The sequence below is a fragment of the Streptomyces sp. NPDC059917 genome (assembly GCF_042730635.1).
Lineage (GTDB): Bacteria > Actinomycetota > Actinomycetes > Streptomycetales > Streptomycetaceae > Streptomyces.
In genome coordinates this window covers 18,417-36,904 of sequence record NZ_JBHWLC010000042.1, presented here as the reverse complement: position 1 = coordinate 36,904, position 18,488 = coordinate 18,417, and the positions used below count along the sequence as shown (strand labels likewise).

Annotated in this window: 16 protein-coding genes; 10 read left to right on the top strand and 6 right to left on the bottom strand. The window is 75.2% G+C overall.

Annotation, left to right across the window (positions count from 1 at the left end; translation table 11 throughout):
- Positions 1–74: 74 nt before the first annotated feature.
- The gene (locus ACFWAR_RS23640) at positions 75–542 is read left to right on the top strand and encodes an Lrp/AsnC family transcriptional regulator (RefSeq protein WP_385780412.1); all 468 of its coding nucleotides are present in this window, start codon (positions 75–77) and stop codon (positions 540–542) included.
- Here ACFWAR_RS23640 and ACFWAR_RS23635 read toward each other — a convergent pair.
- The 4 genes from ACFWAR_RS23635 to ACFWAR_RS23620 form a co-directional block, all read right to left on the bottom strand.
- Positions 539–1,987, bottom strand: coding sequence for a dihydrolipoyl dehydrogenase family protein (locus ACFWAR_RS23635; RefSeq protein WP_385780410.1), 1,449 nt, complete (start codon positions 1,985–1,987; stop codon positions 539–541). The two genes, ACFWAR_RS23640 and ACFWAR_RS23635, sit on opposite strands and share 4 nt — an antisense overlap.
- 126 nt (positions 1,988–2,113) lie before the next feature.
- Positions 2,114–2,518: a thioredoxin gene (gene trxA, locus ACFWAR_RS23630; RefSeq protein ID WP_385780407.1), complete on the bottom strand. Its 405-nt coding sequence runs from the start codon at positions 2,516–2,518 to the stop codon at positions 2,114–2,116.
- Between the two features lie 93 nt (positions 2,519–2,611).
- A complete protein-coding gene (locus ACFWAR_RS23625; RefSeq protein WP_385780405.1) occupies positions 2,612–4,051 on the bottom strand; it encodes an aldehyde dehydrogenase family protein in 1,440 nt (479 codons plus the stop codon).
- Between the two features lie 192 nt (positions 4,052–4,243).
- The gene (locus ACFWAR_RS23620) at positions 4,244–5,434 is read right to left on the bottom strand and encodes a thiolase family protein (RefSeq protein ID WP_385780402.1); all 1,191 of its coding nucleotides are present in this window, start codon (positions 5,432–5,434) and stop codon (positions 4,244–4,246) included.
- Between the two features lie 275 nt (positions 5,435–5,709).
- Here ACFWAR_RS23620 and ACFWAR_RS23615 point away from each other — a divergent pair, with 275 nt between their 5' ends.
- Positions 5,710–5,865: a hypothetical protein gene (locus tag ACFWAR_RS23615; protein ID WP_385780400.1), complete on the top strand. Its 156-nt coding sequence runs from the start codon at positions 5,710–5,712 to the stop codon at positions 5,863–5,865.
- A 204-nt stretch (positions 5,866–6,069) separates the two neighbouring features.
- Here ACFWAR_RS23615 and ACFWAR_RS23610 read toward each other — a convergent pair whose 3' ends face one another.
- Positions 6,070–7,272 carry a LacI family DNA-binding transcriptional regulator gene (locus ACFWAR_RS23610; RefSeq protein WP_385780398.1) on the bottom strand — a complete coding sequence of 401 codons (1,203 nt, stop codon included), beginning with the start codon at positions 7,270–7,272 and terminating at the stop codon, positions 6,070–6,072.
- A gap of 244 nt (positions 7,273–7,516) precedes the next feature.
- Between ACFWAR_RS23610 and ACFWAR_RS23605 the strand changes: the two genes are divergently transcribed.
- From ACFWAR_RS23605 to ACFWAR_RS23585, 5 genes are all read left to right on the top strand, one after another.
- Positions 7,517–8,782: an MFS transporter gene (locus tag ACFWAR_RS23605; protein WP_385780395.1), complete on the top strand. Its 1,266-nt coding sequence runs from the start codon at positions 7,517–7,519 to the stop codon at positions 8,780–8,782.
- Positions 8,783–8,852: 70 nt separating this feature from the next.
- The gene (locus ACFWAR_RS23600) at positions 8,853–9,548 is read left to right on the top strand and encodes an alpha/beta fold hydrolase (protein ID WP_385780392.1); all 696 of its coding nucleotides are present in this window, start codon (positions 8,853–8,855) and stop codon (positions 9,546–9,548) included.
- Positions 9,549–9,761: 213 nt separating this feature from the next.
- Positions 9,762–11,177 (top strand): amidase, encoded by a 1,416-nt coding sequence (locus tag ACFWAR_RS23595; protein ID WP_385780515.1) that lies wholly within the window; start codon positions 9,762–9,764, stop codon positions 11,175–11,177.
- A 239-nt stretch (positions 11,178–11,416) separates the two neighbouring features.
- Positions 11,417–11,887, top strand: a complete 471-nt coding sequence (locus ACFWAR_RS23590; RefSeq protein ID WP_385780390.1) for a type II toxin-antitoxin system PemK/MazF family toxin — start codon at positions 11,417–11,419, stop codon at positions 11,885–11,887.
- A gap of 62 nt (positions 11,888–11,949) precedes the next feature.
- A complete protein-coding gene (locus ACFWAR_RS23585) occupies positions 11,950–13,854 on the top strand; it encodes an SMI1/KNR4 family protein (RefSeq protein WP_385780387.1) in 1,905 nt (634 codons plus the stop codon).
- A gap of 84 nt (positions 13,855–13,938) precedes the next feature.
- On the opposite strand, the gene ACFWAR_RS23580 is transcribed toward ACFWAR_RS23585, so the two are convergent.
- Complete coding sequence (locus tag ACFWAR_RS23580) at positions 13,939–14,751, bottom strand: TIGR02452 family protein (RefSeq protein WP_385780384.1); 813 nt, start codon at positions 14,749–14,751, stop codon at positions 13,939–13,941.
- 163 nt (positions 14,752–14,914) lie between these two features.
- On the opposite strand from ACFWAR_RS23580, the gene egtA reads away from it, so the two are divergent.
- Genes egtA through egtC form a run of 3 tightly spaced genes read left to right on the top strand, consistent with a single transcriptional unit; the run spans position 14,915 to position 18,482 of the window.
- Complete coding sequence (gene egtA, locus ACFWAR_RS23575) at positions 14,915–16,345, top strand: ergothioneine biosynthesis glutamate--cysteine ligase EgtA (RefSeq protein WP_385780381.1); 1,431 nt, start codon at positions 14,915–14,917, stop codon at positions 16,343–16,345.
- Complete coding sequence (gene egtB, locus ACFWAR_RS23570) at positions 16,342–17,679, top strand: ergothioneine biosynthesis protein EgtB (protein WP_385780379.1); 1,338 nt, start codon at positions 16,342–16,344, stop codon at positions 17,677–17,679. Before egtA ends, egtB begins: the two co-directional genes overlap by 4 nt.
- Positions 17,679–18,482 (top strand): ergothioneine biosynthesis protein EgtC, encoded by an 804-nt coding sequence (gene egtC / locus ACFWAR_RS23565; RefSeq protein ID WP_385780377.1) that lies wholly within the window; start codon positions 17,679–17,681, stop codon positions 18,480–18,482. Before egtB ends, egtC begins: the two co-directional genes overlap by 1 nt.
- Positions 18,483–18,488 lie beyond the last annotated feature (6 nt).

The window sequence follows — 18,488 nt, the reverse complement described above, 5'->3', positions numbered from 1 at the left end:
CGGCGGGACCCGTAGAAGTGACTCCCGCCTGCGCCAGGGCAGTTCGGCCGTGGATCCGCCGGTATTCTGGCCCGATGACCGAGACTCTTGACGCGACGGACTGGGCGATCCTGAGGGAGGTCCAGAGCGAGGGCCGGGTCGCCTTCACGGAGCTGGCCCGACGGGTGAACCTGAGCGCCTCCGCGACGAAGGAGCGGGTGCGGCGGCTGGAGGAGGCCGGGGTGATCACGGGGTACCGGGCGGACGTGGACCTGGAGCGGACCGGGTACGGCGTGCTGGCGGTGGTCCGGCTCAAGTACCCCGGCCCGGGCACCCGGCACGAGCCGCTGCGGCGCCTGTTGGAGGCGCGCCCGGAGATCCTCGAATGCCTGCGCACCACCGGGGACGACTGCTACGTCCTCAAGGTGGCGACCACCTCGATGGGCCACCTGGAGGAGGTGGTCGACGAGCTGGCCGCCTTCGGCAGCACCACCACCAACCTCGTCCTCAGCCGCCCCCTCCCCCTCCGCGGCCCGCGCCCTCCCGGCCCGACCGCCTCCTAGGACCCGCCGTCGGCGTCCCGGTACGTCTCCAGCAGCCGCAGCCAGATCTCGCTCATCGTCGGGAACGCGGGAACCGCGTGCCACAGCCGGGCGATCGGTACCTCCCCGACCACCGCCACGGTGGCCGCGTGCACCAGTTCGGCGGTCCCCGGGCCCACGAAGGTGGCGCCCAGGAGGACTTCGCGGTCGAGGTCCACGACCATCCGGGCCCGGCCCCGGTACCCGTCGGCGTACAGCCCCGCCCCGGACACCCGCGCGAGGTCGTAGTCGACGGCGCGCACCCGGTGACCCGCCCGTTCGGCCTCCGCGACGGTCAGCCCGACCGCCGCCGCCTCGGGGTCGCCGAACACCACCTGCGGTACGGCGACGGTGTCCGCGGTGGCCGCGTACGGGCCCCAGCGCCCCTCGTCCGCCCCGGTCGCGGTGCCTGCCGCCCGGGCGGCGATGGCGGCCCCCGCGATCCGCGCCTGGTACTTGCCCTGATGGGTGAGCAGCGCACGGTGGTTGACGTCCCCGACCGCGTACAGCCAATCGGTGCCGGGCACCCGGCAACTCTCGTCGACCGCGATCCACCCACCGGGCTCCAGGCCCACGGTGTCGAGGCCGATGTCGTCGGTGCGCGGCACCCGACCGGTGGCCATCAGGAGTTCGTCGCCCTCCAGGGTCTCCCCGCCGGTGAGCACGACCGTGACGGGCCCGGTCGCCCCGTCGCGCACCACGGCCTCCACGTCCACGCCCGTACGGACCTCCGCGCCCGCTTCCCGCAGCGCCTCGGCGACCAGTTCCCCGGCGAAGGGCTCCATCCGGGGCAGCAGCCCCGCGCCGCGCACCAGCAGCGTCACCCGCGAGCCGAGGGCCTGCCACGCGGTGGCCATCTCGACCGCCACCACCGAACCCCCGACGATCAGCAGCCGCTCCGGGGCCTGCCCGGCCGAGGTCGCCTCGCGACTGGTCCACGGACGGGCCCCGGCCAGCCCCGGCAGGTCGGGCAGCAGCGCCCGGGTGCCGGTCGCCACGACCACGGCCTGCCGGGCGGAGAGCACCGTGTGCTCCCCCTCGGGGCTGGTGACGGCGATCTTCCGGATCCCGTAGAGGCGGCCGTGCCCCCGGTAGAGGTCCACGCCGATGGACGCGAGCCAGTCGCGTCCGCCGTCGTCCTTCCAGTTGCTCGTCCAGTAGTCCCGGTGGGCCAGCACGGCCGCCGCGTCGAGCGGCCCGCGGACGGCGTCGGCCAGCCCCGGCACCTTGCGCGCGTCCGCGCGCGCGAGGGCCGGGCGCAACAGTGCCTTGCTGGGCACGCAGGCCCAGTACGAGCACTCCCCGCCGACGAGTTCGCTCTCCACCAGCGCCGCGCTCAGCCCGGCCGCCCGGACCCGGTCGACGACGTTCTCCCCGGCCGGTCCTGCGCCGAGGACCAGCACGTCGTACTCCACCGCTTGTGACATACACACCTTCCAGGGGTTCCGCACGGTCCACCAGGACCCGCGGGAATCCCGGTCAGGGGCTCGTACCGGGTCACTGTACGTGCGGCCCGCGGGAGGTGCGGAGGATCCGGGCGGCCCGGCGTGGTGCTACGCCTGCGCGGGGGGCTCGGCCGGGCCCGCCCCCTCGGTCTTCGCCTTCTCCGCGGCGATCTTCGTGCGGACCTCGTCCATGTCCAGCGCGCGGGCCTGGCCGATGACGTCCTCCAGCATGGCCTCGGGCAGCGCCCCCGGCTGGGCGAAGATGGCCACCTGGTCCCGGATGATCATCAGGGTCGGGATCGACCGGATGTCGAAGGCGGCCGCCAGCTCCTGCTGCGCCTCCGTGTCCACCTTCGCGAAGACCAGGTCGGAGTGGGTCTGCGACGCCTTCTCGTAGACCGGGGCGAACTGCCGGCAGGGACCGCACCACGACGCCCAGAAGTCGATCAGCACGAACTCGTTCTCGCTGACCGTCCGGTCGAAGTTCTCCTTGGTGAGTTCGACTGTAGCCACGGTTTCCAGACCTCCGTTTGTCGCGCTTCCTGCTCCCTGGAACGAACGGGGCCCCGCAGGCATTCCGCGACCCCGCGACCGGGGCCGGTCGGGTCAGAACGGGTGGCCGGCCGGGGTGCGGCGGACCGTCGTCCAGCGCAGCTCCGTGAAGGCGTCGAGGTTGGCCTCGCCGCCGAACCGGGCCCCGTTGCCGGAGGCGCCCACACCGCCGAAGGGGGCGACCGCCTCGTCGTTCACCGTCTGGTCGTTCACGTGCACGATCCCGGTGGGGATCCGATCGGCCAGCTCCAGCCCGCGCGCCGCGTCACGGGTGACCACGCCGAGGGAGAGCCCGTACGGGCCCGCCGAGGCGAGGCCGATCGCCTCCTCCTCCGTGGCGAAGGAACGTACCGGCGCCACCGGCCCGAAGACCTCCCGCGCGTACGCGGGGGTGTCGTCGCCGACGCCCGCGAGCACCGTCGGCCGGTAGAAGAGGTCCTGGTGGGTGCCGCCGGCGAGCAGCTTCGCGCCCCGCTCGGTGCTCGCCTCGACCAGCGCGTGGACCCGCTCCAGCTGGGCGCGGTCGATCAGCGGCCCCAGGTGCACCTGTTCCCGGTACGGGTCCCCCACCACCAGCGCCTCGGCCCGGGCGGCGAGCCGCTCGACGTACTCGTCGTAGAGCGACGCGTGCACGAGGTGGCGGCCCGCGGTCATGCAGATCTGGCCCTGGTGGAAGAAGGACCCCCAGGACGCCTGGGCCACGGCGGCCTCGACGTCCGCGTCGGCCAGCACGACCAGCGCCGAGTTGCCGCCCAACTCCAGGTGCGCGCGCTTGAGGTGACGACCGGCCGACTCCCCGACGGTGCGGCCGCTCGCGGTGGAGCCGGTGAAGGAGACGACGCGCACCAGCGGGTCGGCGACCACCGCCGCCCCGGTGTCCGCGTCCCCGGGCAGGACGTGCAGCAACCCGGCCGGCAGCCCGGCGGCGGCGAAGACCGCGGCGAGCGCGAGCCCCCCGCACACGGCGGTGCGCCGGTCCGGCTTGAGCAGCACGGCGTTGCCGAGGGCGAGCGCGGGCGCGACCGAGCGGATGGCGAGGATCAGCGGGGCGTTGAAGGGGGCGATCACCCCGACGACCCCGGCCGGAGTGCGCCGGGTGTACGAGAGCCGGGGCGCCTCGGTCGCCAGCACCTGCCCGGTCGGGCGCGAGGCCAGCGCCGCGGCCTCGTAGCACTCCTGGGCCGCGACGTGCAGTTCGAAGTCCGCCTTGCCGGGGATCGAGCCGGATTCGCGGATCAGCCACCCGCGCAGTTCTTCGGCGTGGGCGGTGAAGAGGTCGCCCGCCCGGCGGAGCACCGCGGCGCGCTCCAGGTGCGTGGCGTGCGCCCAGTCACGCTGCGCGGCCCGGGCCCGTACGGCGGCCTCGGCGACGTCGGGGGCCGAGGCCAGGTCGAGGGTGGCCAGGGTGCGGCCGGTCGCCGGTTCGACGACCGGTGCCGTACCCCCGGCCAGGGTCGGTCCGTCCTGCCAGAGCTGCGGATCGAGGAGCGGCATGGCGCGGGGCCTCCGATGGGTGGGGCGGAGCTGCGGGGGTGGGGGGCGGCACGCGCCATCGTGTCAGAACGGAGTTCCCAATTCTGTTCACTTATTGGGCAGTTGCCGCCGGCACGTGTCCGGAATCGATCGCGTGTCCGTGCGGCCCGCCGACCCCGCGCCCCGGCGGCTCCCGGCCCCCGCCCCGGCCCGTCAGCGCTCCAGCACGAGGGCGATGCCCTGACCCACCCCGATGCACAGCGCGGCCATCCCCGTCCCCGAACCGGCAGCCGCCAACTGGTGGGCGACCGAGCCCGCGAGCCGGGCCCCGGAGGCGCCCAGCGGGTGGCCCAGCGCGATGGCCCCGCCGCGCGGGTTGACCACGCCGCGGTCCAGCTCGGGCCAGGCCTCCAGACAGCCCAACGCCTGCGCGGCGAAGGCCTCGTTGAGCTCCAAGGTGGTCAGGTCCGCGAAGCCGCGGCCCGCCTTCTCCAGGGCCCGCCGGACCGCCTCGACCGGCCCCAGCCCGAAGAGCTGCGGCTCGATCCCGGTGACCGCGGAGGCCCGGATCCGGGCGAGCGGCTCGCGCCCGGTCGCCGCGAGCCCCGCCTCGTCGGTGAGCAGCAGGGCCGCGGCCCCGTCGTTGAGCGGGGAGGCGTTGCCCGCGGTGACCGTGCCCCGGCCGTCGGTGCGGAAGGCCGGCTTCAGCCGGGCGAGGGCCTCCATGGTCGAGCCCTCCCGGATGCACTCGTCGCGCAGCAGGTCGACGCCGGGGTACGGGACGACCTCGGCCGCGTACTCCCCCGCCGCCCAGGCGGCGGCGGCCTTGCGGTGGCTCTCCAGGGCGAAGGCGTCCTGGGCCTCGCGGGTGAGGGCGTACTTGTCCGCGACCAGTTCCGCGCCCTCGCCCAGCGACCCGGTCCACTCCTGCGGCATCCGGGGGTTCGTCATCCGCCAGCCCAAGGTGGTGGACCACATCTGCTGGTGGGCCGCGGGGAAGGCCCGCTCCGGCTTCTGCATCACCCAGGGGGCGCGGGTCATGGACTCCACCCCGCCCGCGATCGCCACGCAGGCGTCACCGAGGGCGATGGCGCGGGCCGCCTGGATCACGGCCTCCAGGCCCGATCCGCAGAGCCGGTTGACGGTGACCCCGGGGACCGTGACCGGCAGACCGGCCAGCAGTACCGCCATGCGGGCGACGTCCCGGTTGTCCTCTCCGGCGCCGTTGGCGTCGCCGAAGACCACGTCGTCGATCCGCGCGGGGTCGAGCGCGGGCGTACGGTCCACCAGGGCGCGGACCACGTGCGCGGCCAGGTCGTCCGGGCGCACCCCGGCGTAGGCACCGCCGAACTTGCCGATCGGGGTACGGACGGCGTCGACGATGTAGACGTCGCGGATGCGCATGCGGGGTCTCCTGGGCAGATCCGTGCGGGCGCGCCGGTGGGCGCGCCCGCAGTCTCCGTCCCCGGCTCGCGGCCTGTCAACGCCCCCCGGCGCCGCCCTGACCTGGCCGGCCGCCCCGCGCGCCGGCCGCACCGCCCCGATCTCCGGGTTCCGACCGCCCTTCCGTGCTGGGCGCGCTCACGGGCCGGGGACGAGGTCATGGTTCCCGCACTCCGCCGCGGCCGGGGCTGCCACACTGTGTGCCGCCTTGTCGCCGTTCATGATCGGAGAGTTCCGTGCCCGAAACGCCTTCCTCTGACGACCGGAAGCTTCAGTCCCATGCCCTCGAGCTGACCCTCTCGGGTGAGGCCACGGTCGCGGCGGCCGCGATCGACACCGGCCTCGAGGCTGACGCCGTCATCAACCTGCCCATCACCGGCGAGCCCAGCTAGCGGACCGACCGTTCCGGCGCGTCGGCGGGTCCGCGGACGCGCCGGAACCGCGGGGCGTGCACGGCTGCGAGTGATCGCGTGCCGGGTCAGCCAAAGCCCGGACGAGGGCCGCCCGTCGCGCGCAGCCGTCACGGAAGCGCGGTCGGAACCATCGCCGCGCCCCGTGCCGCGCCCGGCCCGGCCCCTCGCCCGGGCCCCGAGCGCTCAGGTGGACTCGCGGGGGACGGCGCGCGCGGCCAGCAGGTCGCGGCGGGCCGGTACCTCCGAGGGTTCCCGCACCGCCCGGTCCACCAGCGACGCGAGGTGGTCGCCCGTGGGCATCTCGATCCGCACCGTGCTCAGGCGCGGCCGCAGGAGGCGGCCGAGCAGCAGGTCGTCGGCGCCCATCACGGCCACGTCCTCGGGCACCCGCAGCCCCGCGTCCTGGAGGGCGCGCATGAGGAGCATCGCGTACTCGTCGTTGTAGGCGAAGACGGCATCGGGGGCGTTTTCCGGCCACGTGGCCGCGAGGGCCCGCGCCGATTCCTCGGTGTAGGCCATCGGCAGCGGCTCGATGGCGGCCGCACCGGCGGCCGCCGCCCGGGCGCCGGCCAGGCGCGGCGCGGAGAAGAGTTCCAGGCCCGCCTCCTCGGGGACGATCACACCGATCCGGCGGTGGCCGCGCTCGACGAGGTGGGCCGCGGCCCGGGCGCCGACCTCGGCCTGGTCCATGACGAGCGCGTGCGCCCCGGCGACGCCGACCGGCCCCAGCGTGATCACGGCGCGGGCACCGGCCCGCTTGAGGGTCTCGACGTTGTGGGCGCTCAGGACGATCTCGCCGAGGGAGATCACCGCCACGGGCCGCAGCTCGGCCCAGGCGCGGGCAGCCTGGTCCCCGGTGAGGCCGAGGCTGCCGTACTGGACGACCGTGTAGTCGAGCCGGCGCAGCGCCCACTGGAGCTCGTTGAAGAAGGCGCTGTACAGCGGCCCGGCCGGGACGTGCGAGGTGGGCAGCAGCACGATCCGGGTGTGCCCGGCCCGCAGACTGCGGGCGGCCGCGTGCGGGACGTAGCCCAGCTCCTCCGCGGCCTCGCGCACCTTGCGGCGGGTCGGCTCGCTGATGCGCACGGCCTCGGCGTTGTTCAGGACGTACGAGACCGTGGCGCGCGAGACACCGGCGAGCCGGGCCACGTCGGCGCTGGTCGGCGCGGCGGGCAGCGCGGGGGCGGGCGACACGGGAGGGGCGGCGGCCGCGGCGGCGACCAGCTCGGTGGCGGCGGGCGCGGCGGCGACGACCTCGGTGGCGGCGGGCGGTCCGGGCGCGGCGGGGCCCCGCGTGGACCCCGGGACGGGCGGCGGGGGCGGCGCCGAGGGGGCGGACGACTGCGGCGACGGTCGCTTCGGGGACGACTTCGGTGAGGGAGGCATTGCCGTGGCATCTTTCCAGACCGGTGGGGCTCGGGGGCTAGCGGATGGCCGGAATCGGATGCTACACAGTGGTTACACGATTCATTGACACGTGTAACCCGGTCGTCACAACCCCTGCACCGACCGTGCCGCAACCCGTGTCGCACCGTGCCGCCGCCCCGTCGTGTTCCGACGCACCCCCGCCGTCACGACGGGGCGGCGCGCACCCCCTCACCCGCCCGACATCCCTGCCCAGGAGGGCACCGTGGCCGTCTCCTCCCCCGGCACCGGCACCGCCGACGCCACCCCCGCCGCATCCGCCGCCGCGCCCTCGACACCCGCGCCCGCACGCGGCCTGCTCCCCCTGCTCCTCATCGGCAACACCGCGATGTACGCGCTCTACATCGGAGTCGCCGGCATCCTGCTCGCGCTGCAGGTCGAACACATCGACCCGGCGAACAAGGTCGCCAACTTCGGCCTGATCGCGGGGGTCTCCGCGGTCTTCGCCACGGTCTTCAACCCGGTCGCGGGCGCCCTCTCGGACCGCAGCGGCCGCCGCAACCCCTGGATCCTGGGCGGCGGCCTCGCGGCGGTCCCCGCGATGTTCCTCCTCGGGCTCGCCGACACGATCCTGCTGATCACCATCGCCTGGTGCCTCGGCCAGGCCGTGATGAACGTCTACCAGGCCGCCATCACCTCCGTGGTCCCCGACCGGATCCCGGTCGGCGCCCGCGGCAAGGCCTCGGCCGCGGTCGGACTCGGCCTGCCCTTCGGCTCGACCCTGGGCGCCCTGCTGGGCGCGGCCTTCTCCGACGACTACCGCACCGGCTACCTGGTCTTCGGCGCGGTCGTGGCGGGCGCCGCCGTGCTCTTCACGGCGAGCAGCCGCGAGCAGCGCCTCCCGGCCCGCGCCCCGCTGCCCGTCCGCGCCCAACTGGCCGCCTTCGTCGGTGCGTTGCGCGACCACGACTTCCGGTGGGCCTTCATCGGGCGCGCGCTGCTGGTCCTCGGGTACTTCTCGGTGAGCGGCTACCAGCTGTACATCCTCCAGGACCACACCCTGCTGCCCGCCGGCATGGAGCCGGAGGAGGCGGTGGCCCTCCTGATGCCGCTGACCAGCGTCGCGATGGTGGTCTCGACGGTCCTGGGCGGTTACCTCTCCGACCGCTTCGACCGGCGCAAGCTCTTCGTCGGCGCCTCCGCGCTGCTGTCGGCCGTCGCGCTCCTCATCCCGGCCCTGTCGGCGAGCTGGTCGGCGATGCTCGCCTTCTCCGTGGTCAACGGCCTCGCCTTCGGCAGCTACATGGCCGTCGACACGGCGCTGGTGACGATGGTGCTCCCGAAGGCCGAGGACGCGGCCCGGGACATGGGCGTCCTCAACATCGCCAACGCCGGACCCCAGATCGTCGCGCCGTTCGTGGCCTCGGTGATCGTGTCCGTCAGCGGCGGGTACACCGCCCTGTTCGTCATCGCGGCGGTGCTCTCCATCGCGGGGGCGCTGGCCGTGAAGCCGATCCGCGGCGTCCGCTGACGACCGCTCACCGGCAGACTCGTACGACACACCCGCACCACGCACCACGCGTCCCGCAGAAAGGCACTCCGTGCAACTCCACACCCACACCTGGGGCGAGGGCGACCGCGTCGCCCTGCTCGTCCACGGCATCATGTCCGACCACCGCACCTGGCGCCGGGTCGGCCCCGCGCTCGCCGCCCTCGGGTACCGCGTCATCGCGGTCGACCTGCGCGGCCACGGGGCCAGCGGCCGGGGCGACTACACCCCGCAGGGCTTCGCCGACGACCTGGTCGAAACCCTCCCCGCCGGGGCGGACCTCGCCCTCGGCCACTCCCTCGGCGGCCTCACGCTCTCCCTGGCCGTGGACCGGCTGCGGCCGCGGCGCGCGGTGTACTCCGACCCGGCCTGGCACCTGGCCCCGCTCGGCGAGGGCTTCGGCCCCGAGATGTTCGCCGCGTTCAAGTCGGCGTCCAAGGAGCGGATCCGGATGCTGAGCCCGCGCTGGGAGGAGGCCGACGTGGACGTCGAGCTGCTCACCCTGGCGGCCTGGGACGAGGCCACCGCGCTGTGCCTGGCCCCCCTGGCCGGTACGGACCTGCTGCCCGCCGCGCCGGTGGTGCCGTCCCTGGTCCAGCTGGCCGATCCGAGCTTCCTGATCGACGCGGAGCGCGGCGCCGTCCTCACCTCCCGCGGGTTCGAGGTCCGTTCGGTGCCGGGCGCCGGTCACACCATCCACCGCGACGACTTCGAGGGCTTCATGACCTCGCTTGAAGGATGGATATAGCAAGCTTCCAGAACTCCCCGTTACGGTCGGTATACCGATGAGTAACGGGGAGGTCCGGTTTCGATGACCACAGTTCCTGGCACGGTTCCTGGTAGGGCTCCTGGTACGACGACCGCGCTCCTGGCCCCGGGCACCACGGCCGTCCTGGCTCCCGGCTCGCCGCCGGGCCCGCCCCCCTTCCCGACCCCGCACCGGGTGCCCGGCCTCGCCGACATGGTCAGGGCGCTCGCCGACGGCAGCGTGACCTCGCGCTGGCTCACCGAACAGTGCCTGGAGCGGATCGAGGCCTCGCAGCCGGAGCTGAACGCGTTCCGGATCGTGCACTCCGAGGCGGCCCTCGCGGAGGCGGACGCGGCCGACCGGCGGCTCGCCGCCGGGGAGCGGCTCCCGCTGCTCGGCGTGCCGCTCGCGGTCAAGGACGACATGGACGTGGCGGGGCTGCCGACGGCCTTCGGGTGCGCCGGTGACTTCCCGCCGAAGGCCGAGGACAGCGAGGCGGTACGCCGCCTGCGCGCCGCGGGCGCGGTCGTCGTCGGCAAGACGCAGACCCCGGAGCTGGGCCAGTGGCCGCTCACCGAGGGACCCGCCTTCGGCGCGACCCGCAACCCGTGGAACCCGGCCTTCACCCCCGGCGGCTCCTCGGGCGGATCGGCGGCCGCCGTCGCCGCCGGGCTGATCCCGGCCGCGCTGGGATCGGACGGCGCCGGTTCCATCCGGATCCCGGCGGCCTGGACGCACCTGGTCGGCATCAAACCGCAGCGCGGCCGCATCTCCACCTGGCCCGAGCCGGAGGCCTTCCGCGGGCTGACGGTCAACGGCGTGCTGGCGCGTACGGTCGCGGACGCCGCGCTCCTGCTGGACGCGGCCAGCGGGTCCCACCGCGGCGACCTGCACCGGCCCGCGCCGATCTCCGCCTCCCGGGCCGCCCGCACCGAACCGGGGCGGCTGCGGATCGCGCTCGCCTTCGCGATGCCGTTCACCGGCACCTCCAAGTCGCTGGACCCCTCGATCCGCCGCGCCGTGGAGCGGCTGGCCGGGCGGCTGGAGGAGCTGGGTCACGAGGTGGCCCTGGAGGACCCCCGGTACGGGCAGATCGGGCTGAGCTTCATACCCCGCGCGACCGGGGGCGTGCACGAGTGGGCCGCCCGGGTGCCGGATCCCTCGCTGCTGGACCCGCGGACGAGCGAGGCGACGCTCATGGGGCGGATCCTCAGCGGCCTGCCCCTGCGGGCGGCCCGCCGCGCGGAGGCCCTGCACCAGCACCGGATCGGGGAGATCTTCAACCGCTACGACGTGGTCCTCACCCCCACGACCGCCACCGCCCCCCTGCGCGTCGGCGCCCTGGAGGACCGGGGTTCCCTGGACACCGAGCGGGCGATCATCGCGGCCTGCCCGTACGCCTGGCCCTGGAACGTCCTCGGCTGGCCGGGCGTGAACGTCCCGGCGGGCTTCACCCCCCAGGGGCTCCCCGTGGGCGCGCAACTGCTGGGCCCCGAGGCCTCGGAGCCGCTCCTCATCTCGCTCGCGGCCCAGCTGGAGGCGGCGGAGAACTGGCAGTCCCACTGGCCACGTTGGTCCGCCCCGCTGGGAGCGGCGACCGCAGCGGCCCCGGGTCCGGGTCCGGTCTAGGGCGTGTTTCGAAAGTAGCGCCGGGCGCCCGAAGGGCGCGGCTCGCGGCGTCTGGTGCCGTGCCTCGCAAGGCGGAGGATCGCCCGCCTACTGGACGTAATCGGGCGTTCCGACAACGCCGCGAGGCGCGGTACCAGGCGTCGCGAGCCAGGCGGGACTTTCGAAACACGCCCTAGGTCGGGGCACCGCCGCGGCACGTCCCGCACCGGCCGCGCCCGCTCACCGCTAACCTCTGCCGGATGACGGCACTTTCGCACCACACCCCGCACACCGACCAGCCCCACCAGCCCGGCCGCGACGGCGCCGGGGCGACCGCCGAGGTCGATCCGCGCGCCATCGGGCCCGTCCGCACCTCCTACGCACCCGACCACGACGGGGACCCCGACCCCGGCGAGATCGTGTGGACCTTCGTCCCCTACGAGGAGAACGACGGCCGGGGCAAGGACCGGCCGGTGCTGGTCGTGGCCCGCGAGACCGACCGCGACACCGTGTTGGCCGTACAGCTCTCCAGCAAGCGCCACGACCACGACCGCGAATGGGTCCCGATCGGGACCGGGCCCTGGGACGCGTCCGGACGGGAGTCCTGGGTGGACGTGGACCGGGTGCTGCGCGTGCACGACGCCGGTATGCGGCGCGAGGCGTGCGCCCTGGACCGCGGCCGCTTCCACCTGGTCGTCGACCGCCTGCGCGAGCGGTACGGCTGGGCCTAGGGCGCCTCTTTCGGATCTTGCCGGGCCGGGCGCTGTCAGTGGTCGCTGGCAGCATCCCGTGGATGACGGACACCACGGCATTCGACTGGCGGCCCTTCCTGCTCAAGTGGAGCGGAGAGTGGGCGGATTCCTTACCGGACGCCTCGCCGGACGGTGGCGGCCGGGGCGCGCGGGACGAGGCCGCCGCGCGCGCCCGATGGTTGGGCTTCCCGCCCGCCGCCGAGGAGCGGATCGCGGCCATGGAGGAGCGCCTCGGCCGCCGGATGCCCCCGTCCTACCGGGAGTTCCTGGCGGTCAGCGACGGGTGGCGGCACGCGGGCGGGTTCGTGTGGCGGCTGGCGGGGACCGCGCGGGCTCGCTGGCACGACAACGCGTCCGGGCTGGCGGAGGTGTTCGAGGCGTACCTCGACAAGGACGCCGGTGCCGAGCGGCGGCGGGAGGCGGGCCTCTGGCGGCGCGGGTTGCAGCTCGACGTGGAGTCCGATGCCACCCGGGTCCTGATGGACCCCGAGGACGTGGACGAGAACGGCGAGTGGGCCGTGTACACCTGGGCGGGCTGGCGGGCCGCGCCGCCCGAGCGGTACGCCGACTTCGGCGCGTTCATGCGGGACATGCACCGGGAGTTCCACTCCCTGCGGGCGCGCCCGGCCGAGGGGGAGCCGGAGTTCGCCAACGAGACGACCCGGGAGCTGGACGCCCTCGTGAACGGCGCCCGCCAGGAGGCGCTGCGCGGCGGATGGGAGCGGGCCCTGGTCGCCCTGGACGGGGCCAAGGGCTACGGCAGGCCGCGCGCCGCCGCGCTCGGCGACCAGATCCGCCGGCTGCTCGGGCAGGCCCACGCGGTGTCCTTCGAGGACCTCGTGACGGACCCCCGGTACGCGCCCGAACTGTTGCCGCCGCTGCTGGCGGCGCACGCGCGCCACGGGGGCTCCGCGCCGAGGTTCGCGGTGCCGGGCACCGACGAGGGCGTGGTGGACCTGGCCCGCGTGCTGCTGGAGCGCCTGCGGGGCGGCCTGTACCGGTACGCGGCGACCGGAGCGTACGGGGAGGCCGTCGAGCGGGCCCGGGAGCTGGCCCGGTGGGGCGACACCGACGGGGCGTGGCGGACGCTGCGGGAGGCCCTGCCCCGGTGGGAGCCGTGCGGGCCGGACCACCTGGCGCCGCTGGGCTGGGTGGCCGACCCGCTGCTCGGGCCGCTGCTCACCCCGGAGCGGGGCCGTGAGCTGCTGGCCACGCCGAGGGGCGGGGCGCGGGGCGCGGTCCCGGAACCGGCGGCCGGGCTCGACCCGGGCGGCCTGGCCTGGCTCGCGGAGCCGGATCCGAGCGGACGGCGCGGCTCCTACCGGTTCGTCCTGGTGGAGGGGGTGGAGCCGACGGAGCTGCCCGGACGGCTCGCGGACGGTGGCCCGGAGGGGGAGGGCCTCCTCCTCCAGCTGCCGATGACCTCCTGGGAGGCCCGCGACAGGGCCCTGCGGGGCCGGTGGCGGTCCTCGTCCCACGACGACCGGGCGCTCGTGTCGGTCGGGCACGCCGGTGAGGGCTGGAGCTTCGCCTTCGACGGCCACCCCGCCCCCTTCGACCGGCAGCGGCTGCGCTCCCCCGCCGCGGCCGCCGGGGCGGGCACCCGAGCGGTGGTGGTGTGGAGCGGGCTGCGAGCGGACGGCGGTGAGCCCTTCTTCCACCTGTCGGTGGCCCGGGACGGTGTCGAGCGGTACGCGTTCACGTACGCGGAGGGTGGGCTCCGCACCACCGGAGCGATCCCGGCGGGGCTGGACCCGCACCGGTTCTTCGACGACCCGCGCGGCGCCGCCGCGACGGAGCGCGCGCTGCTGGAGGCGGTGACCGGGGAGTTCGGCGTCCGGCTGCCGCGGCACGCGCTCGCGCAGGGGCGCCTGCACACCTTCACCACCCGCTCCTGGACGCGGCCGCCCGCGGACGGTGGGACGTACACGTGGGTCCGCCACTAGGGCGTGTTTCGAAAGTAGCGCCGGGCGCCCGAAGGGCGCGGCGCGAGCCAGGCGGGACTCTCGAAACACGCCCTAGGGCGTGCCTCAGGCGGGGAAGGCCGCCTCGAAGGCCGGGCGCGGGCCCGGCGCGCGGTCCAGGATCCCGAACGCCACCCGGTCGAAGACGCCCGCGAACCGGCCCGTCAGCAGGGCCCGGAACGCCTCGGCGACCTCGGCCGGGTCGTTCATGAACACCCCGCACCCCCACGCCCCCAGCACCAGCCGCGGGTAGCCGTGCAGCGCCGCCACCTCCAGGACCCGCTCGGCCCGCCGGGCCAGCGCCGCCGGGATCTCGTGGGTCCGCTCGGGCTCCTGGCGGCGGATGGTGCCCGCGTTCGGAGCCGGGGAGGTGAGGAAGCCCGCCCGGAAGGGCTCCTCCAGCAGTTCGCCCCGGTCGTCGCGGAAGACCGGGACCCCGGGCGAGTGAATCACCCGGTCGGTGTAGAAGGTGCTCGGCTCGGCGCGGTGGGCCTCGTAGTACTCGCGGGCCTCCAGCAGCGTCTCGTAGAGCGCCGAAGCGCGGCACAGGGCCTCCTCCTGCGCCTTGGCCCCTCGGACGTATCCGCCCCCGGGATTGCGGGCCGAGGCGAAGTTGAGGACCGCGACCGGTCCGCCCGGGGCGAGCCTGCGGGCGGCGACCGTACTGCTCTCCCCGGTCACCTCGAACACGGTCTCCCGGCTCCGCGCTCCCTCCGGTTCGCCCTGGATGACCGGATTGGGGCCATATATCGTGGTTCCTGCCTTGGCTTTCGCCACGGCGGCGGCGAGCGCCACCTCCCGCCCCGACGGCGACCGGTACCCCCCGGCCGCCACGATCTGCGCGTTCCCCTGCGCGATGGCCCTCAATCTGCTGCTCATCCACCGATCCTCCGCAACGGGCACCGCAAGTGGCAACGCAATTACTTGCGCGAATCAGCACGGGTTTGCTCGATCTTGATGCGATCCGCACGCTTCACGCCCCGACCACGACGGGTAGGCAACGGTGACGTCACGGCTCACGACAGGAGAAGAGGATCCGGTCATGCCCCAGGACTCACCCCTGACGCACCTGCGCGCACATCCGCCGGGGTCGCCCCCCGGACGCGCCGCCGAGCACTCCCCGCGGCCGCTCACCGAGACCGCCGCCGAGGACCTCGTACGCGGCATCTGTTTCAAGACGGGCCCGCCCCGACTGCTCGGCGCCGAACTGGAGTGGCTGCTGCTGGACGCCGAGGACCCCGCGCGGCCGCTGCCGCCGGAGCGGCTCACCGCCGCCCACGACGCGGCGGCCGCACTGCCCCTGCGCTCCCGGTTCACCGTCGAACCGGGCGGCCAGCTCGAGCTCAGCTCACCGCCCGCCACCTCCCTGATGGGGTGCGTGGGCGACCTCCAGGCCGACCTGGACGCCGTGCGCGCCGCCCTGGGCGCCCAAGGCGTCGTGCTCGACGGGCTCGGGCACGATCTGCGCCGACCGCTGCGGCGACTGCTGGACAGTCCGCGCTACCGGGCCATGGAGACCTACTTCGACCGCACCGGACCGGCCGGGCGCGCCATGATGCGCGCGTCCGCCTCCGTGCAGGTCTGCGTCGACGCGGGCCACGAGGAACCCGGACCGCTCGGCCACGGCAGGCGCTGGCGCTCCGCGCACCTGCTCGGCGCGGTGCTGGTGTCGGCCTTCGCGAACTCCCCCGCCCACAGCGGCCCGTACGCGGGCTGGCGGTGTTCCCGCCAGGGCGTCTGGAGCGACCTCGACACCGCGCGCGCCCTCGCCCCACCGCTGGACGCCGACCCGCGCGGGGCCTGGGTGCGGCACGCGCTCGACACCGCGGTGATGTGCGTACGTCCGCAGGACCCGACCGGCCGCGACGGCGCGGCCGACCCGGGCGAGGCGGTCGCGGCGTGGGAGGTCCCGCGGGACCTGAGCTTCCGCGCCTGGGCGCGCGGCGCCGGGACCAGGCCGCCGACCGCCGCGGACCTCGACTACCACCTGACCACCCTGTTCCCGCCGATCCGGCCGCGCGGGCACCTGGAACTGCGGATGATCGACGCGCAGCCGGGCGCGGACGGCTGGCTGGTCCCGGTGGCCGTGGTGCACGCCCTGTTCGACGACCCGGAGGCCGCGGAGACGGCCTACCGCGTGGCGAAGGGGCTGGCCGACTCCTACGGCCCGGGGCCCGCGCCCCGCAATCCGCTCTGGCGCTCGGCGGCCCGGTACGGTCCGCGCGATCCGGAGCTGCGCGCGGCGGCCCGCGCGTGCTTCCGGGCCGCGACCGAGGCCCTGCCCCGGCTCGGCGCGGACACCCGGGTGCGGGACGCCGTCGGGGAGTTCACCGAACGGTTCGTGCGCCGCGGCCGCTGTCCGGCCGACGAGGTCGACGGCTTCGACGACGCACGGTCCCGGTCCGCCGCCCCGCCGCGCTCGTCGTGCCGCGCACCCGTCCGCACCCCCGTCCGCAAGGAGGAACGCCCGTGAGCGCCGCGACCGCCCCGCCCGGCGGGACCGACCAGCAGCCGCCGGGCGACCTGCGCGAACGGGCGGCCGCCGCGCTGATCGCCGCCCGGGCCCGGACGGCGGCGCTGACCGATCCGGTGACCGACGCCGACCTGAGCGCGCAGCACTCGCCGCTGATGTCCCCGCTGGTGTGGGACCTCGCGCACATCGGCAACCAGGAAGAGCTGTGGCTGCTGCGCCGCGTCGCCGGGCGCGCGCCGATGCGTCCCGAGATCGACCCGCTGTACGACGCCTTCGCGCATCCCCGCGCCCAGCGGCCCGCCCTGCCCCTGCTCGGGCCCGCCGAGGCCCGCGGCTACAGCGCCGAGGTGCGGGGGCGGGTGTTCGACCTGTTGGAGCGCACCGCCTTCGAGGGTTCGGCCCTGCTCGACGACGGCTTCGCCTTCGGCATGATCGCGCAGCACGAGCAGCAGCACGACGAAACGATGTTGATCACCCATCAGCTGCGGTTGGGCGGCCCGGTGCTGACCGCCCCGGAGCCCGGACCGGCGAGCGGCCCGGCGCCGTCGGCCGCCGAAGTCCTCGTTCCCGGGGGCCCCTTCACGATGGGGACCTCCACCGAGCCGTGGTCCCTGGACAACGAGCGTCCCGCGCACGTCCGCGACACCGACCCCTTCTGGATCGACACGGTCCCGGTCACCAACGCCGCGTACCTGGCCTTCATGGCGGACGGCGGCTACGGCGAGCCGCGCTGGTGGGCGGCCGAGGGTTGGGAGCAGATCCGGGCCCACGGCATCGAGGCCCCGCTGTTCTGGTACCGCGAGGCCGACCAGTGGCTGCGCCGACGCTTCGGCGTGGTGGAGCCGGTCCCGGTCGAGGAGCCGGTGCTGCACGTCAGTTGGTACGAGGCGGACGCGTACGCCCGGTGGGCCGGACGGCGGCTGCCGACCGAGACCGAGTGGGAGAAGGCCGCCCGCCACGACCCGGCGACCGGCCGCTCGCGCCGCTACCCGTGGGGCGACGCCGACCCCACGCCCGCGCACGCCAATCTGGGCCAGCGGCACCTGCGCCCGGCCGCCGCGGGCAGCTACCCGGCCGGGGCCTCCCCGCTCGGGGTGCGCCAGCTCATCGGCGACGTGTGGGAATGGACGGCGAGCGACTTCCTGCCGTACCCGGGCTTCAGGGCGTTCCCGTACCGCGAGTACTCCGAGGTGTTCTTCGGCCCGGAGCACAAGGTGCTGCGCGGCGGTTCGTTCGCGGTGGACCCGGTGGCCTGCCGGGGCACCTTCCGCAACTGGGACCTGCCGGTGCGCCGCCAGATCTTCGCCGGTTTCCGTACCGCGAGGGATGCCTGATGTGCCGTCACATGGCCTGGCTCGGGCCCGTGACACCGCTCGGCCGACTGCTGACCGAGCCGGAGCACTCCCTGGTGCGCCAGTCCTGGGAGCCGCGCCACCAGCGGTACGGCACGGTCAACGCCGACGGCTTCGGGGTGGGTTGGTACGCGGAGGGCGACCCGATACCGGCCCGCTACCGCAGGGCGGGCCCGGTGTGGGGCGACGCCGCTTTCGGCGACCTGGCCCGGGTCGTGCGCAGCGGGGCCGCGCTGGCCGCCGTCCGCGACGCGACCCTGAGCGGCGCGGACGGGGAGGCCGCGGCCGCGCCCTTCGCCGACGGGCCCTGGCTGTTCAGCCACAACGGAGCGGTCCGGGACTGGCCGGACTCGGCCGCCGCGGCGGCCGCGGCGCTACCGCCCCTGGAACTGCTCCAGTTGGCGGCCCGGTCCGATTCCGCGCTGGTGTGGGCGCTCGTACTGCGCGCCCTGCGGGCCGGTGCGGGTCCGGGGGACGCGCTGGTCGGACCGGTGCGGGAGCTGGCGGCCGCCGCTCCCGGGTCGCGACTGAACCTGCTGCTCACCGACGGCCACACGATCGCGGCGACGGCCTGGGGCGATTCGTTGTGGTACCTCGCCGACGCCCGCACGAGCCGCACGGTCGTCGCGTCCGAGCCCTACGACGACGACCCGCGGTGGTGCGAGGTGCCCGACCGGACCCTGCTGACCGCCTCCCGCACCCGGGTCGACCTGACCGCGATCAAGGAGATCCCCCCGCACGCGAGCACGCCGAAACCGAGCAAGGAGAACCAGGACAGTGAGTGAATTCCC